Raw genomic sequence first — 15,677 nt, forward strand, 5'->3', positions numbered from 1 at the left:
CTACAGAACAAACATGCAAACATTTAATTCATTCAACTCATTTTAACTATTAAATCCCGATTCAATTATGCCTTATTCAAATTTAATCTTTAACCTGCTTACCAGGGGCGGCCAGCCCGGACAAAGATCCGGGGCAGCTGCTCCTGATCTGCATCTCAGCTTGCGGCGGCCACTCCTGATCCTGCTGATTCTCGCGCTGGGCATTTTTCCGGCTACGGCACAGACAGCCTTAAAAGGTAAAGTCGTGTCAAAGACAGATGGAGCTGCTTTGAGTGGCGTCTCGATTCAAGTGAAAGACGCCTCCGGCACTTTACATCAGGGTGTGATCACCAACGCAAATGGAGAATTTTCCCTGGAAGCGACAGCCGGCTCAACCATTCGCTTCTCCCGTATCGGCTTTTCCACACTGGAAGTGGCTGCTGCGTCCGTTCCGAAAATCGTTGAACTGACGGAGACCAGTCAGAATCTGGATGCTGTTGTCGTCGTGGGTTATGGCACGCAACGCAAAAAAGACCTGACCGGCGCTACCGTGCATCTTGGCGGTGACAACCTAAGCGAAAACCATACAATTAATACCTTACAGAACCTGCAGGGAAAAGCGCCCGGCGTACAGGTAACTTCTACCTCCGGTCAGCCAGGAGACGGGGTAAAGATCAGGATCCGCGGCATTGGCACCAATGGCAACACGAACCCGCTATATGTGGTAGATGGCATGCCCACTTCTGATATCTCTTACCTGAATCCCTCAGACATCGCTTCTCTGGACATCTTAAAAGATGCGGCTTCGGCGGCCATTTATGGCACCAGGGCAGCGAATGGCATTGTGCTCATTACAACTGTCAAAGGAGGAAAAGGCGGTATGCGCACAGCCCTGCATGGGTATTATGGTATACAGAATCCTTTGAAAAGGCAAAGTCTGCTAAATGCCAGACAATATGCTGTCATTATGAATGAGTCGGCACTTAATTCCGGTAAGGGGCCTTCTTATTTTTATACGCAGCAAGAAATTGATTCCATGGGCAAGGGAACCAATTGGCAGCAGGCCGCTACCAATAAAAATGCGCCGATCGAAAACTACGACCTAAGCTTTTCCGGTGGCAACGGCATTTCTACGTATGCCAGTTCGCTTTCTTATCAGAAGCAGGAAGGTATTATCGGACTCTCCGGCAAATCATATTATGAAAGATTTGGATTCAGGATCAATTCCGACCACAAAGTCTATAAAGATATTTTAAAGTTCGGGGAGAATTTATCTTATACACATTCCAATCAGAGCGGTATCGGAACGGGTAATATCTATGGGAATTCTATCAGAGGCCTGCTCAATACCAGCCCCACTTTCCCTGTCTATAATACGGACGGTAGTTATGGCACCTCCCAGATGAGTTCCGAAGAGGTGAATCCGGTAGCAGCCATGGCTACCCTCAATCAAAATAAAACGATCACGGACCGCTTCTTGGGGAACGCTTATCTGGAAGCAAAACTGCTGCAGCATTTTACCCTGAGATCCAGCTTTGGCATCGATTTATCCTTTTACTCCACCAATAGCTTCATTCCCATCTATGATCTGGCCGCCAATAGCTCTTCTACCACAACCACGGCCAATCAGGGCCTGTACCGCAACTTCACCTGGAACTGGGATAACACCCTGACCTATGACAATCAGTTCGGTCAGCATAAACTCAATGTACTGATCGGCACCAGCGCCCAGGAATTTGCAGGCTTCACCGTCAGCGGCAGTAAGCAAGACCTTTCCATTGAGGACTTTGAACATGCCATCATTGATAACGGAAAAGAAGGCACGCAGAAGGCCTACGGATCCAGAAGCGAGTACGCCCTGAACTCCTATATGGCCCGTGTCAATTACAGCTATGCAGAAAAATATCTCCTTACAGCGATTGTCAGAAGAGACGCTTCCATCAGTTTCGGAAGCAATCACCGCTGGGCAACCTTTCCCTCTTTCTCTGCCGGCTGGATTCTGACTAACGAAGCATTTTTGAAAAATACAGGCTGGCTGAACTTCCTGAAACTCCGTGCCGGCTGGGGCCAGAACGGCAATGACCAGATCCCTCACTTCGTTTATCTGGCCACCGTATCGTCTCTGAAAATGGGTTATTATTTTGGCGGGCAGGATGCATCGACGATCAGCGTGGGAGCAGCACCCGATTACATTGCCAACCCCGACCTGAAATGGGAGGCCTCAGAGCAGGAAGATATCGGATTTGATGCTACTTTGTTTGATCATTTTACACTGAACTTCGACTGGTTCCGCAAAACCAGTAAGGACTGGCTGGTCAGACCCCCCATTCCGGATATTGTAGGTACCGGCGCTCCTTATATCAATGGAGGAGACATCGTCAATCAGGGCGTGGAAATAGCCCTGAATTACAATGCGCAGATTGGCGATGTTAACCTCAGCGTCGGCGGTAATATTGCGTTTAATAAAAACAAGGCTGTGAGCGTCCCCAATACCGATGGCATTATCCATGGCGCCACCAATCTCATTTCCTCTAACACAGAAGAGTTCTACCGGATCCAGAACGGATTCCCCGTGGGCTATTTCTGGGGATACAAAACCGCCGGCATTTTTCAGACCCAGGCGGAGGTGGATGCCTACAGCGGGACAAATGGCCTCATACAGCCGAATGCCGTGGCAGGAGACGTCCGCTTTGTGGATCTGAACCGAGACGGTTCTATAACGACTGCAGATAAAACCATGATCGGCGATCCCAATCCCGACTTCACCTATGGCGGCAATATCACCGCCAGCTATAAAGGCTTTGACCTGAACCTGAATATTGCAGGCGTAAGCGGCAACCAGATCGTAGACGGCACCCATGCCAACGACAGGGCCTATAATAACTACAGTACAGCCATTCTGGACCGGTGGCATGGAGAAGCCACTTCCAATCGTATTCCAAGGGTGACCATGGGTGATGAAGCCAATAAGAATTATAAGAACTTCTCAGACCTCTACATCCAGAGCGGCTCTTTTATGCGCTTAAAAAGCCTGTCGCTTGGCTATGATCTCAAAAAAGGCTTTTTACCGAACCTGCCATTTGACCAGTTCAGGGTCTATATTTCTGCGACCAATCTGTTTACCATAACCGACTATACAGGTATTGATCCTGAAGTGGGCTATGGCAACACAGAAACGGATGGCAACAACTGGTCCTCGGGTATTGATCTGGGCTATTACCCCCAGCCCAGAACAGTGCTGTTTGGCCTGGATGTACGTTTTTAACCATGACCTATCACGATAAAACAGAAAAAATGAAAAAGATATATATGACGGCCGTACTGATCCTGGCGCTCCTGCAGCTATCCTGCTCCAAGAGCTTTCTGGATGACAAAAAGTCGATCAATAAAAAAGTAGAATCCGATTTTTATAAAACGCCGGAAGATGCCTTCCAGGCCTTGGTAGCGGCATACTCCATGCTGGATGTCAGTGGCAACGGAAATATCATGTTAAGCGCGGAGCTGGCCTCGGATGACTGTTTCGGCGGTGGCGGCACGGCCGATGATGGCGTGATTCAGTGGGACAGGTTCCAGTCCTATAATGATCATAATGCCGATGCCTGGAAAAAATACTATCAGGGGATTTATCGTGCCAACCAGTTTCTGAAAAAAGTAGACGGCGTAGATTTCAGTACGGAGCCGGATCTTAAAAAGCAATATACCGGCGAGGCAAAATTCCTCCGCGCTTATTTCTATTTTGACCTGGTGCGTATGTTCGGTCACATCCCTTTACTTACAGAGCCCATTGAGGGAGATAACTATCAGATCCCTCAGGCCAGTCCCGACAGCGTTTATGCCCTGATCAGCCGGGATCTGCAGGAAGCCATAACAGCACTGACGCCTTCTGCCGTCCCATATAGTCAGATTGCTTCAGAAGATTATGGCCGCGCGACCAAATGGGCTGCCGAGTCTTTGCTTGGGCGGGTCTTTCTATACTATACCGGCTATTACAGTAAAGCAACTTTGCCGGGCGGCTATACGAAAGATAATGCCACCGCTGCCATTGATGATGTAATCAAAAATAGTGGCTATGGCTTGGTACAGCACTTTAAAGATTTATGGCGCGCCGCCTCTCTTAATGATTTTGCCGGTCAAAATAACAAAGAGGCCGTTTTTGCCATCCAATACAGTGGCGCCGGCATGGGCAACTGGGACCTTCAGAACGGTAACCGCTTCCAGGTAATGATCGGCATACGCAACCAGGTCGTGGGGCCCTATTATAAAGGCTGGGGCTTTGGTCCGGTCAATCCCGGTTTATGGAATGACTACAAGGATGGCGACACCCGTAAAACGGCGACCATTATTTCTATTGATGGTGAAGGGCTCTCCGGTTCCTACAGTGTCTCCGACCAGGCACAGTATACCGGGTATTTCTGGAAGAAATACCAACCGGTCGGCGGCCCGGACAGACCGGATGCCAACGGTGGTGACTTTCAGATCGACAACTACGACAACTATGTCGTGATCCGCTTTGCAGACGTACTGCTGATGGGCGCGGAACTAAACCTGGACAAAAACCTCTCTAAAGCGCAAGGCTATCTCAATCAGGTCAGAGACCGCGCCTTTGAAGATGCCAGTCACCGCGTCACTCTTACTGCGGGTGCAGCGGGTTTAAAAACCATTATGGAAGAGCGCCGTTTAGAGTTAGCCCTTGAGGGGCAACGGTATTGGGACCTGCTGCGTCAGGGTATGACTGTCGCCAAAGCAGCCATTGACAATACTATCGGAGGGGCAGACTTCCTTGTCAACTTCCCTACAGAAACAAAAGGACTTTTTGAAATACCCCAGACGCAGATAGGCCTGTCCAATGGCACCTTGGTGCAAAACCCCGGCTATTAGTCTTTAACACTAAAACAATGATGATGCATTCATATAATAATATCAACAGTAAAATGAACCGGATGGTAAAAATCCGTCAAAACGCCGCAACACCATTGGGCTTGGTTGTCACTGCGGTCCTTTTTATTTCTTTGGCGGTGTTGGTTGGCTGTAACCCTTCCGAGAAAGAGGTTTCCCTGCCTCCTGCACTGAACAGTAAAGCGCTCAGCTATAAGGTCACACAGAATCCGGATAAAGACAATGAAGTCTATCTGGAAAGTCAAACTTCGCAGGCTATTCCTTTTTGGGATTATGGCAGCGGAACTTCTACCCGAAAACTGGATACCGTTATCTTTCCCTTTTCCGGCGATTATACCATCCATTACAGCGTCAGTTCTGCTGGGGGTTTTGTACCCGGTGATACTACCGTCATCCATGTAAGCAATACGGACCTGAGCTACCTGACAGATTCCAGCTGGGGGTATATTGCCGGAACAAACGGAAAAACCTGGGTTCTGGATATGGCAAAACCCATCGGCTGGTATGGACCTGATTACCCCAAACATAATGGTAGTGCAGATGACTGGTCCTGGCATCCTGATTATGCCGGCAATGAGTGGGTCATGCCGAACAGAGATTATGGCAATATGCATTTTGATCTGAACAATGGCAAAAATTATTCAGTGACGATGGTCGATGCTACCGGGCACGCCACCATTAAAACGGGAAGCTTCGACATCTCCACTTCAACCGGCATCATGAAGCTCTACGGCGCAGAACTCTTATATGGAGGTGATTATCATAGCCAGGCTTCTAACTGGCAATCCATATGCCTGCTTGACCTAAGCGAAACCTCTATAACGCTAGGTGTCTGGAGGGACCAGCCTAACCCCGGGGATGGCCCATGCTGGATCGGTTTTACGTTCAAATTAAAAAATTAGAATTCCACCCTGCACTTAACCTTTAGCCCATTCATGAACCAAGGGGCCGCCTGCCTGATGCCGGCGGCCCTTAGTTTTCTATAAAAGTCGTATTTCCGGCTAGCGTTGGCTATGATAGTGAATGGCAAATTCCTTTGAAAATTCAAGTAATGTCGTCCCTCCAGTCGAAAGTGATTTATTTTTATTGTAGTCTTCCATAAAACTGCCCTCCCTTAGCGCTTCACCTATCTCAATCATATAGACGGTGGCCATCTGCTCAGAAAAACCATTGTGCAACAAGGCCTGCAAAAGCTGCTCATCTGAAAATTCTACCCAGTTCAGATCAGGTCTGCCGATTGCCTTTCCCAATACCCGGGCAATCTCATTACCACTTTTTTCATCACTTACAATATACTGCACCCGTTTTCCGGCAAATGATAAATTCTTTAATGAAGTAAACGCCTCTTTGGCGATGTCTCTGGGATGTGTGAGCGGTATATTAACCAGTCCGCTGAAATTATTGCCCAGACTGTACTGATGCATTATCATCGGAATAGCCCCATAAAAGTTGGTAAAAAACATCCCCGGCCTCAGGTGTAACACATGTACGCCTTTCAGTCCGTTTAATGCCGATTCAACATAATAGTTGGAACCTGTCGGTCCTAGACCATTTTCCAGATGCGCACCGATGCTGCTTAAATTTACCACATAATTTACACCGGTTTCCTGAATAGCCTGTGCATACTGTATCCCGATTTTTTTAATGTAACCTTTCAGATCAGCCACCTGATGATTCGGCGGTATCATAAGATACACCGCATCACTTCCGGCGAAAGCCTTTTTTATAAATTCATAGTCTTCTACTGATCCGATAAAAGGCCTGGCACCTAAGCTAACAATTTCTTTTTCTCTTTCCGCTTTCGAGGTCACCGCCTTTACATCGTGCCCATCCAGGACCAGGGCCCTGACAAGAGTGCGGCTGATGTTTCCTAACGAGCCCGTTACTGTTATTTTCATATTTTTTGTGTTATTTAAGCCGTAAAATTAAATTAATACATACTTTTGTACAAGTACATACCCTAAAGTAAGTATACAATGACAGCTGTAAAAAAGGCATCGGTTATACAGGAAAATAAAAAAAATGCATTTGTAAACTGCCCGGTAACATTTGTGATGGAGAAAATCGGCGGCTACTGGAAACCCATTATTTTATTTAATTTGCTGGGAGGGGCCAAGCGATATAGTGAATTGAAAAAATCCATTCCCGCAATCACGGAAAAGGTCATGATACAGCATTTGAAACAGTTGGAAGCAGATGAGCTGATCATCAGAAAATCCAGGCCCGTTGTTCCCCCTTATGTCACGTATGAGCTTTCTAAAAAAGGAAAAGCGCTAAGACCTGTTTTGTACGCCATGGCTGAGTGGGCTGTCGCCAATGGAGGGAAGCAATCCAGACAATTTTCAAAACAAATGAAGGATTTTCCAAAAGTTGAATAAGAGAAGAGCCTGTCCATTGCTTAATTTGACTGACACGTCGTATTATAGCTATACAATCTAAAAAAACTGTACCACAGGGCTTTTGTCCTAATTTTCATTCCTCCTCTGACTTTGATTTTAATAACAGAAATCAGAACCAAAAACATTTTACTTTAATAACTGGCTATTATTATATGGCTATAAGATCAGTAATAATTAATGTTGAAAAAATGCCCTTTTATTATCGGCTCTAAAGGTAAATTTTCTTATACAAGAAAGGCTTTCTTTGCAAAAAGCAGTAAAGGCATACAACGAAAAGACCGGATAGCGGTCAATCATGAGCATAACGCTATCCGGTCCCAATTAAATATAGCTATACGGTTTTTCATTATTTATGCTCACTGCCCGCCATCTTCTCTGCATTTTCGGCGACCTGCAAGGCATCGATAAATTCATCCAGATCGCCACCGATAACGGCGTCCAGGTTATAAGAGGTAAGTCCGATCCTATGATCCGTCACGCGGCCCTGCGGCCAGTTGTAAGTCCGGATCTTAGCACTCCTGTCCCCGGTACTCACCAAGGTCTTTCTTTGCCGGGCGATCTCTTCTTCCTGCTTACGGACCTGCTCTTCATACAATTTGGTACGCATCATTTCCATCGCCTTCAGACGGTTACCCAGCTGCGTTCTTTCGGTTTGGCAGATGATAACCGTTCCGGTGGCAATATGTGTCAGCATCACCTTCGTTTCTACCTTGTTTACATTCTGCCCACCGGCGCCCCCACTTCGGGAAGTCTCCATCTTCACATCGCTATCCTTCAATTCAAAATCGATTTCTTCCGCTTCCGGCATCACGGCAACTGTTGCGGCAGAAGTATGCACCCGGCCTTGGGTCTCCGTGCTTGGCACACGTTGTACCCGGTGAACGCCACTTTCAAATTTCAAGGTTCCATAAACATCATCACCGATAACTTCGACCATCGCTTCTTTGTATCCACCCACAGTTCCTTCACTGGCACTGACGATGGATGTCTTCCAGCCACGTTTATTGCAATAGCGGATGTACATATCCAGCAGGTCTCCGGCAAACAAAGACGCCTCGTCGCCGCCGGTTCCGGCCCGGATTTCGATAATTGCATTTTTATTATCCTGAGGATCCTTCGGGATCAACAGCTGGGTCAATTCATCCTCAAGCTGATCCTTTTGCTCTTCGAGATCCGGCAATTCCATCTTAGCCAGCTCTCTGAGATCTTCATCCGAGCCATTAATAGCCTCCTTGGCAAAACTCAGGTTATCCAGCACATTCTGGTATTTTTTATATACCACGACGATCTTTTCCAGATCCCGGTATTCTTTACTAAGCTTGCTGAACTCCTTCTGATTACTGATAATCTCCGGATTGGTCAGCGCTACACCGAGCTGGTCAAATCTGGCACTTATGGCTTCTAATTGATCTAGCATATAAACTTTAACTGTAAAATAATCGTCCGGGCAGATTTGCTGCCCAGGCAGGGCGCAAAATTACTGTTTTGTTCCCTGAAAACAGCATCGCCTGACAATATTTCCTGTTTATGGCTGCCTTTATCTGCATATTCAGAGATAAGATCGTCCGGATCATTCAGGACTTTTATCAAAAATCCTGCGTTCATCTGCCGGAAGAATATCTATTTGTAACAGTAATGCGTCTTTCGGTAAAAGCAATGGGGCCCGTTCCGGCCATTCTACAAAGCAAAGATGGCCGCTGTTGAGCGTTTCCTCCACGCCTGCAGCCACGATCTCCTGTTCATCTGCCAGGCGGTACCAATCCATATGATAAATACTCCCCTCTTCGGGGCTGCTGTACTCATTAACGATGGCAAAAGTCGGGCTTGAAACAATATCCTTGCAGTGCAGCACGTTATTGCATAAAGTCTTGATTAGCGTTGTTTTACCGGCGCCCATCGGGGCATAAAAAGCCCAGATCTTTTTATCTTTATGTTCCCGCCACAGATGTTCGGCGACTTTGTCCAGTTGTGATATGTGATAGGTTATCTCCATAGGACAAATATCTGACAAAATCAGCATCAATTGATTAAATGTTAACAGATTTTCAATAGAAATATATATGTTTTCCTCATCTGATAACCTAATTTTTTTATATTTTTAGCACAGCAAAATTATTTCATCTAACAAAATCCAAAAAATATGCAGAGACGAGAGGCACTCAGAAATGTAGCACTGCTGGTCGGTGGCGGCATCGTTTTGTCCGGGACAACGATGAGCGTTTTATTCGACAGTTGCTCCAGCCCTAAAAAGAAAGCCGGCGCCCTGGTGACGGAGGATCAGCAAAAAGTCATCACGGAGGTCGCAGATATTATTATTCCTACCACCTCTTGTCCTGGCGCAAAAGCGGCCGGTGTAGGTCCGTTTGTCACCTTAATGATGAAGGACTGCTATCCGGAAGACGTACAGAAGGATTTTGTAAAGGGTCTGGAAGCCTTTATCAAAGATGCAAAATCTGAGCTGGGTAAGGATTTTCTCAAGGCCAGCCGCGCTGAACAGGAAAAAGCCGTGGCAAGTCTGAGAGAAAAAACCATTGCAAAGAAAAAACAGGACGATAAAGACCCTAACAACACCATTAAAATTGATGTTCCTACAGCGGGTAGCTTTGTCAAGACGGCTGCAGACACCAGTAAAAAGAAGAATCACTATTTCTTTGAATTGACAAGGGACCTGACAATTATGGGTTATTTCTCTTCTGAGATCGGTGCGACACAGGCCAGAGCATACGTAGCTGTTCCCGGCCATTATGACGGTTGTGTTGACTTAAAACCCGGCCAGAAAGCCTGGGCATAACAGACAGCTGCGATCATTTCACATCATTAATCATTTCTATCCCAGAAATAAAACCATTATTCAATGAATCTAAATACAGAAGCAAAAAAAGGCAGCACTTACGACGCAATCGTTGTCGGTTCCGGCATCAGTGGAGGATGGGCAGCCAAAGAACTAACAGAAAAAGGCTTGAAAGTATTGCAACTGGAACGCGGTCGCAATATTGAACATATTAAGGATTATACAACCGCCAACAAAGCACCATGGGAATTCCCGCACAGAGGTTGGCTGACAGAAGAAGAAAAAGCGTCTCATTACGTACAGTCCAGAGACTATCCCTACTCAGAACACAATGAGAGCTTCTGGGTGAACGACGAAGAATGTCCATATACAGAAATAAAGCGCTTTGACTGGTTCAGAGGTTATCATGTAGGAGGACGCTCCCTGATGTGGGGTCGCCAAAGCTATCGTCTGAGCGACATGAATTTTGAAGACAACTTAAAAGACGGTCATGGTTGCGACTGGCCCATCCGTTATAAAGATATTGCACCCTGGTATGACCATGCCGAAACTTTCGCTGGTATCAGCGGGCAGCCGGAAGGCTTCCCTGGTTTTCCGGACGGTAAATATATGCCGCCAATGGAGATGAACTGTGTGGAAAAGTCCGTTAAAAAACGCATTGACGAACATTATAAAAGAGCCAGAATTGTAACGATTGGCCGTACAGCCAATATCACGCAGGCGCATAATGGCCGCAGCGCCTGTCAGTACAGAAACCTTTGTAGCAGAGGCTGTCCGTTCGGCGCTTATTTCAGTACCCAGTCGGCAACGCTCCCGGCAGCAGTTGCCACTGGCAACCTCACCTTACGTCCCTTCTCAATTGTCAACAAGATCCTCTACGATAAAGACACAAAAAAGGCCACCGGCGTATTAGTGATCGATGCGGAGACGAATGAAACAATGGAGTATTATGCTAAGATCATATTTGTCAACGCTTCTACTTTAGGCACCACATTTATCCTGCTCAATTCTACTTCTGAGGCTCACCCTGAAGGACTGGGTAATGGCAGCGGTCAGCTGGGACACAATCTGATGGACCATCATTTTAGATGTGGTGCATCCGGAAGGGCAGAAGGGTTTGATGATAAATATTATTATGGACGCCGGGCCAATGGCATCTATGTTCCCCGTTATCGCAATATGGGCGGAGATAAGAGAGACTACGTACGTGGCTTTGGTTACCAGGGTGGCGCCAGCCGCGGAACCTGGCATGACAATATTCCGGAAATGGCCATCGGTGGCGATTTCAAGGACAAGATGAGTACCCCTGGCAATTGGAGTATGGGGCTCGGCGGGTTTGGAGAAATGCTCCCCTATTATGAAAACAAGGTCTATATTGATAAAAACAAAAAAGACAAATGGGGACAACCAGTACTTGCGATTGACTGCGAGTACAAGGAAAATGAGAAGAAAATGCGCGTAGATATGATCAATGATGCCGCAGAAATGCTGGAAGCAGCAGGCATTAAAGATGTTCATACTTATGACAGCGGTTGCGATCCCGGAATGGCCATCCATGAAATGGGTACTGCCAGAATGGGCAGAGATCCTAAAACTTCTGTACTGAACGGTTTCAATCAAATGCACGAGGTCAAGAACGTCTTTGTCACAGATGGTTCCTGCATGCCTTCAACGGCTTGCCAGAACCCGTCACTCACGTACATGGCCCTTACCGCAAGAGCCTGTGACTATGCCGTTAAGGAGCTGAAAAAGCAGAATATTTAATGTGTCATTCCATAAATTAGATTAAAACACCCCAGCGGGTATGGCAACATACCCGCTTTCAAATTACCGTATATTTTGAGTGAAAAACTAAGAATGGGTATGATCGGAGGCGGTCAGGGAGCTTTTATCGGCGCCATTCACAGAAAGGCAGCCGCTATGGATGGCCTCATTGAATTAAGCTGTGGTGCATTTAGTACTTCTGCAGAAAAATCAGTGGCCTCCGGCAAACAGCTCGGACTTCCCGATAACAGGATCTACCCCGACTTTAAGACCATGATCCAGACAGAGAAGCAGCTCCCGGCATCAGAGAGAATGCACTTTGTCTCAATCGTCACCCCCAATTTTGCCCACTTTGAGCCGGCAATGCTGGCTCTGGAAAATGGCTTCCATGTCGTGATTGAAAAACCCATGACCTTTACCTTGGATGAAGCCAGGCAGTTGGCCAGCAAAGTAAAAGAAACAGGGCTTCTATTATGCCTTACCCATACCTACGCCGGTTATCCGATGGTAAAGCAGGCACGTTATATGGTACACAAAGGACTGTTAGGAGCTATCCGTAAAATATACGTTGAATATCCCCAGGGCTGGCTAAGCGAGCTTTCCGAAAAGGAAGGCAATGCGCAGGCGGCCTGGCGCACCGATCCGTCAAAAAGCGGAAAGGCAGGCGCCATGGGCGATATCGGCACCCACGCAGCCCATTTGGCAGAATATATCACCGGCCAGAAAATCTCCAGCCTGTGCGCAGACATTCAAACCGTTGTTCCCGGCAGATTGCTGGACGATGACGGGGCTGCCTTGCTTAGATTCGATGGCGGAGCGAGCGGCGTATTGATCGCCACTCAGGTGGCAGCCGGAGAAGAAAACAGCCTCCATATTCGCGTTTATGGTGAAAAAGGCGGCTTAAGCTGGCATCAGATGGAGCCTAATACATTGGAAATTAATTGGCAGGATAAGCCAAAAGAGATATACAGAGCCGGTCAGGGCTACCTCTCGGAAGTAGCGCTCCATAACTGTCGGACCCCGGCAGGTCACCCTGAAGGCTATATAGAAGCCTTCGCCAATCTTTATCGCAATTTTGCCCTTGCCCTACAGGCCCGGCTCAAAGGAGAAACGCCGGATACCGATTTACTGGACTATCCTGATGTAGAGGACGGGGTCAGAGGCATGGCCTTTATTGATAATATTATTGCTTCCGGTAAATCGGAACAGAAATGGACAACATTTACGATCTAAAATTATTTACAAATGCAGACAATTAAAGGACCCGGTATATTTTTAGCCCAGTTTATTGGTGACGAGGCCCCCTTTAACAGCCTGGATGCCATTTGTGCCTGGGCAGCCGGACTTGGCTATAAGGCCATACAGTTACCTACAACAGACGATCGTTTTATCGATCTGCATAAGGCCGCCGAAAGCAAGACCTATGCCGATGAAATTAACGGTATCGTCCACAGCCATGGTCTGGAAATTTCAGAACTCTCTACACATATACAGGGTCAGCTGGTTGCAGTACATCCGGTATATGATGATTTGTTTGATGGATTTGCTCCACCAGCCTATCGCAAAAACCCTAAGGAAAGAACCAAATGGGCGGTCGGACAGTTGCACGACGCTGCAAAAGCCTCATATAATTTGGGCTTGAACGCCCATGCCACCTTCAGTGGCGCTTTACTCTGGCCACTGGTTTATCCCTGGCCGCAACGCCCGGCCGGTATCGTGGAAGACGGATTCAAGGAACTGGCCGCCAGATGGCTGCCGATCCTGGACAGTTTTGACAAGGCCGGTGTGGATCTTTGCTATGAAACCCATCCCGGAGAAGATCTGCATGATGGCATTACCTATGAGATGTTCCTGGAAAAAGTCAATAATCACCCCAGGGCCTGTTTGCTATATGATCCGTCACATTATATCCTGCAGGGATTAAAATACCTGGATTTTATTGATATCTACCACGAACGCATCAAAATGTTCCATGTCAAAGATGCCGAGTTTAATCCTACCGGCAAACAGGGCGCTTATGGTGGCTACCAGAACTGGGTAGACCGGGCAGGCCGGTTCCGCTCCCTGGGAGACGGACAGGTGGATTTTAAAAGTATATTCAGCAAGCTATCCCAGTATGATTTTAAAGGTTGGGCCGTACTCGAATGGGAATGCGCACTCAAAGATGCCCAGGTAGGCGCGGCTGAAGGTGCTGTATTTATCAAGGATCATATTATTCCGGTAACCAATAAAGTTTTCGATGATTTTGCCGCCGCAGGTACAGACGCAGGCTTCAACAAGTCTTTTTTGGGTTTATCTTAATCATATCCTTTCATCTTAAATCTGATATACGTTATGAACAACAAAGACGATAAAAGTATTCAGCGGAAAAACGCTGACTCCCGTCGAAAATTTATTAAAAATGCCGCCGCCATTGGCGCCGGCGTATGGATCGTACCCCGTCATGTACTCGGAGGCAAAGGGTTTATTGCTCCCAGTGATAAATTACGGGTAGCCGGTGTTGGCGCCGGAGGTAAAGGCCAGTCTGATATCGCTATGTTCGCCAAAAGCGGCAAAGCCGATATTGCTTTTTTATGCGATGTGGACGACCGCCGGGCAGCGAACAGTGTCAAAGCCTTTCCAAAAGCAAAATATTACAAAGACTGGCGTGAACTTTTTGAAAAAGAAGCCAACAATTTTGACGCAGTCTCTGTTTCTACCCCGGATCATAACCATGCGATTATTGCCCTGGGTGCCATGCAAAGAGGTAAGCATGTTTATGTACAAAAACCCCTTACGCATGACATTCATGAGGCACGGGTATTGACTGAAGCCGCTAAAAAGTATAAAGTTGTTACCCAGATGGGTAATCAGGGTGGGTCCAATGACGGGACACGCCTGTTGAGTGAATGGTACGATGCGGGGCTTATCGGAGATGTACATACGGTGTATGTATGGACAGACCGTCCGGTCTGGCCACAGGGAATTCCCTGGCCTTCAACGCCGGCAGCTGTTCCAAAAGAACTCAACTGGGATCTGTGGCTGGGGACTGCCCCCCAGGCTGATTATGTGGACAAACTGGTGCCCTTTAACTGGAGAGGTTGGTGGGATTACGGCACAGGCGCATTAGGCGACATGGGCTGCCATCTGATGGAAGCGGCCTTCCGTACACTAAACCTCGAATATGCTACAGAAGTGCAGGCAAGTGTGGGATCTGTCTATGTAGACGAGTTCAAGAGAGGGTATTTTCCTAAAAGCTGCCCCCCTTCCAGTCATGTAACCCTTAAATTTCCAAAAACGAATAAGACCAAGGGAGACATCGAAGTTCACTGGATGGATGGTGGTATCCAACCCACTCGCCCCGAAGAGCTCGGAGCCAATGAGCCATTTGGAGATGGCGGTAACGGAACGCTCTTTATCGGTACCAAAGGGAAAATGCTGGCAGATACCTACAGTGAAAATGCCCGGCTGTTGCCTTTGAGCCGCAATGAAGAGGTGAAGAAAATGAATATTCCGCAGAAATATAGCCGCGTTCCGGGTGGCGCCAATGGTCATTACAAACAATGGGTAGAAGCTGCAATTGCCGGTTATGGCAAAAAAGAAGTCAGTTCACCATTTGAGACTGCCGGGCCGCTGACTGAAGCCCTGCTGATGGCCAACCTGGCGATCCGTGGCTTTGATGTTCAGCGCAAAGTGGGCGACAAAACCACATTCCCCGGCCGTTATGTAAAACTTCTGTGGGACAATGACAACATGCGCATTACTAATTTTGATGAGGTCAATGCCTTTGTTAAACGCGATTACAGGGAGGGTTGGAAATTAGGTATGTAATATTTTATTGATTTTTACCAGTCATTTTGACAAGTAGA

Annotated in this window: 13 protein-coding genes; 9 read left to right on the forward strand and 4 right to left on the reverse strand. The window is 47.2% G+C overall.

Annotated elements, in window-relative coordinates; all coding sequences use genetic code 11:
* Positions 1-67: 67 nt before the first annotated feature.
* Genes K9M52_RS08785 through K9M52_RS08795 form a run of 3 tightly spaced genes read left to right on the forward strand, consistent with a single transcriptional unit; the run spans position 68 to position 5,777 of the window.
* Positions 68-3,244 (forward strand): SusC/RagA family TonB-linked outer membrane protein, encoded by a 3,177-nt coding sequence (locus K9M52_RS08785; protein ID WP_224071685.1) that lies wholly within the window; start codon positions 68-70, stop codon positions 3,242-3,244.
* A 29-nt stretch (positions 3,245-3,273) separates the two neighbouring features.
* Complete coding sequence (locus K9M52_RS08790; protein ID WP_224071686.1) at positions 3,274-4,857, forward strand: RagB/SusD family nutrient uptake outer membrane protein; 1,584 nt, start codon at positions 3,274-3,276, stop codon at positions 4,855-4,857.
* 17 nt (positions 4,858-4,874) lie between these two features.
* A complete protein-coding gene (locus K9M52_RS08795; RefSeq protein WP_224071687.1) occupies positions 4,875-5,777 on the forward strand; it encodes a hypothetical protein in 903 nt (300 codons plus the stop codon).
* A gap of 99 nt (positions 5,778-5,876) precedes the next feature.
* Here the strand turns inward: K9M52_RS08795 and K9M52_RS08800 are convergent, their stop codons facing one another.
* Positions 5,877-6,773, reverse strand: a complete 897-nt coding sequence (locus tag K9M52_RS08800) for an NmrA family NAD(P)-binding protein (protein WP_224071688.1) — start codon at positions 6,771-6,773, stop codon at positions 5,877-5,879.
* Between the two features lie 78 nt (positions 6,774-6,851).
* Between K9M52_RS08800 and K9M52_RS08805 the strand changes: the two genes are divergently transcribed.
* Positions 6,852-7,253, forward strand: a complete 402-nt coding sequence (locus tag K9M52_RS08805) for a winged helix-turn-helix transcriptional regulator (protein WP_224071689.1) — start codon at positions 6,852-6,854, stop codon at positions 7,251-7,253.
* A gap of 367 nt (positions 7,254-7,620) precedes the next feature.
* Here K9M52_RS08805 and prfA read toward each other — a convergent pair whose 3' ends face one another.
* Genes prfA through tsaE form a run of 3 tightly spaced genes read right to left on the reverse strand, consistent with a single transcriptional unit; the run spans position 7,621 to position 9,267 of the window.
* Positions 7,621-8,691 carry a peptide chain release factor 1 gene (prfA, locus tag K9M52_RS08810; protein ID WP_224071690.1) on the reverse strand — a complete coding sequence of 357 codons (1,071 nt, stop codon included), beginning with the start codon at positions 8,689-8,691 and terminating at the stop codon, positions 7,621-7,623.
* Positions 8,685-8,879 (reverse strand): hypothetical protein, encoded by a 195-nt coding sequence (locus K9M52_RS08815; protein WP_224071691.1) that lies wholly within the window; start codon positions 8,877-8,879, stop codon positions 8,685-8,687. The genes prfA and K9M52_RS08815 overlap by 7 nt, the downstream gene beginning before the upstream one ends.
* A complete protein-coding gene (gene tsaE / locus K9M52_RS08820; RefSeq protein ID WP_224071692.1) occupies positions 8,845-9,267 on the reverse strand; it encodes a tRNA (adenosine(37)-N6)-threonylcarbamoyltransferase complex ATPase subunit type 1 TsaE in 423 nt (140 codons plus the stop codon). The genes K9M52_RS08815 and tsaE overlap by 35 nt, the downstream gene beginning before the upstream one ends.
* Positions 9,268-9,414: 147 nt before the next feature.
* Between tsaE and K9M52_RS08825 the strand changes: the two genes are divergently transcribed.
* The 5 genes from K9M52_RS08825 (at position 9,415) to K9M52_RS08845 (ending at position 15,639) form a co-directional block, all read left to right on the forward strand.
* On the forward strand, positions 9,415-10,065 hold the full coding sequence (locus tag K9M52_RS08825) for a gluconate 2-dehydrogenase subunit 3 family protein (RefSeq protein WP_224071693.1): 651 nt from the start codon (positions 9,415-9,417) through the stop codon (positions 10,063-10,065).
* A gap of 63 nt (positions 10,066-10,128) precedes the next feature.
* Positions 10,129-11,829, forward strand: coding sequence for a GMC oxidoreductase (locus tag K9M52_RS08830; protein WP_224071694.1), 1,701 nt, complete (start codon positions 10,129-10,131; stop codon positions 11,827-11,829).
* A 75-nt stretch (positions 11,830-11,904) separates the two neighbouring features.
* Entirely contained in the window at positions 11,905-13,062 is a 1,158-nt protein-coding gene (locus K9M52_RS08835) for a Gfo/Idh/MocA family protein (RefSeq protein WP_224071695.1), read from the forward strand.
* 12 nt (positions 13,063-13,074) lie between these two features.
* Positions 13,075-14,130, forward strand: coding sequence for a sugar phosphate isomerase/epimerase family protein (locus K9M52_RS08840; protein WP_224071696.1), 1,056 nt, complete (start codon positions 13,075-13,077; stop codon positions 14,128-14,130).
* 33 nt (positions 14,131-14,163) lie between these two features.
* Positions 14,164-15,639, forward strand: coding sequence for a Gfo/Idh/MocA family protein (locus tag K9M52_RS08845; protein WP_224071697.1), 1,476 nt, complete (start codon positions 14,164-14,166; stop codon positions 15,637-15,639).
* The last annotated feature ends 38 nt before the right edge of the window (positions 15,640-15,677 follow it).

Origin of the sequence: Arachidicoccus terrestris (assembly GCF_020042345.1) — a bacterium.
GTDB lineage: Bacteria > Bacteroidota > Bacteroidia > Chitinophagales > Chitinophagaceae > Arachidicoccus > Arachidicoccus terrestris.

Bases quoted from the DNA above. Each gene is read 5' to 3' on its own strand.
- K9M52_RS08785 (WP_224071685.1), top strand. From the start codon at position 68: ATGCCTTATTCAAATTTAATCTTTAACCTGCTTACCAGGGGCGGCCAG.
- K9M52_RS08790 (WP_224071686.1), top strand. From the start codon at position 3,274: ATGAAAAAGATATATATGACGGCCGTACTGATCCTGGCGCTCCTGCAG.
- K9M52_RS08795 (WP_224071687.1), top strand. From the start codon at position 4,875: ATGATGATGCATTCATATAATAATATCAACAGTAAAATGAACCGGATG.
- K9M52_RS08800 (WP_224071688.1), bottom strand. From the start codon at position 6,773: ATGAAAATAACAGTAACGGGCTCGTTAGGAAACATCAGCCGCACTCTT.
- K9M52_RS08805 (WP_224071689.1), top strand. From the start codon at position 6,852: ATGACAGCTGTAAAAAAGGCATCGGTTATACAGGAAAATAAAAAAAAT.
- prfA (WP_224071690.1), bottom strand. From the start codon at position 8,691: ATGCTAGATCAATTAGAAGCCATAAGTGCCAGATTTGACCAGCTCGGT.
- K9M52_RS08815 (WP_224071691.1), bottom strand. From the start codon at position 8,879: ATGAACGCAGGATTTTTGATAAAAGTCCTGAATGATCCGGACGATCTT.
- tsaE (WP_224071692.1), bottom strand. From the start codon at position 9,267: ATGGAGATAACCTATCACATATCACAACTGGACAAAGTCGCCGAACAT.
- K9M52_RS08825 (WP_224071693.1), top strand. From the start codon at position 9,415: ATGCAGAGACGAGAGGCACTCAGAAATGTAGCACTGCTGGTCGGTGGC.
- K9M52_RS08830 (WP_224071694.1), top strand. From the start codon at position 10,129: ATGAATCTAAATACAGAAGCAAAAAAAGGCAGCACTTACGACGCAATC.
- K9M52_RS08840 (WP_224071696.1), top strand. From the start codon at position 13,075: ATGCAGACAATTAAAGGACCCGGTATATTTTTAGCCCAGTTTATTGGT.
- K9M52_RS08845 (WP_224071697.1), top strand. From the start codon at position 14,164: ATGAACAACAAAGACGATAAAAGTATTCAGCGGAAAAACGCTGACTCC.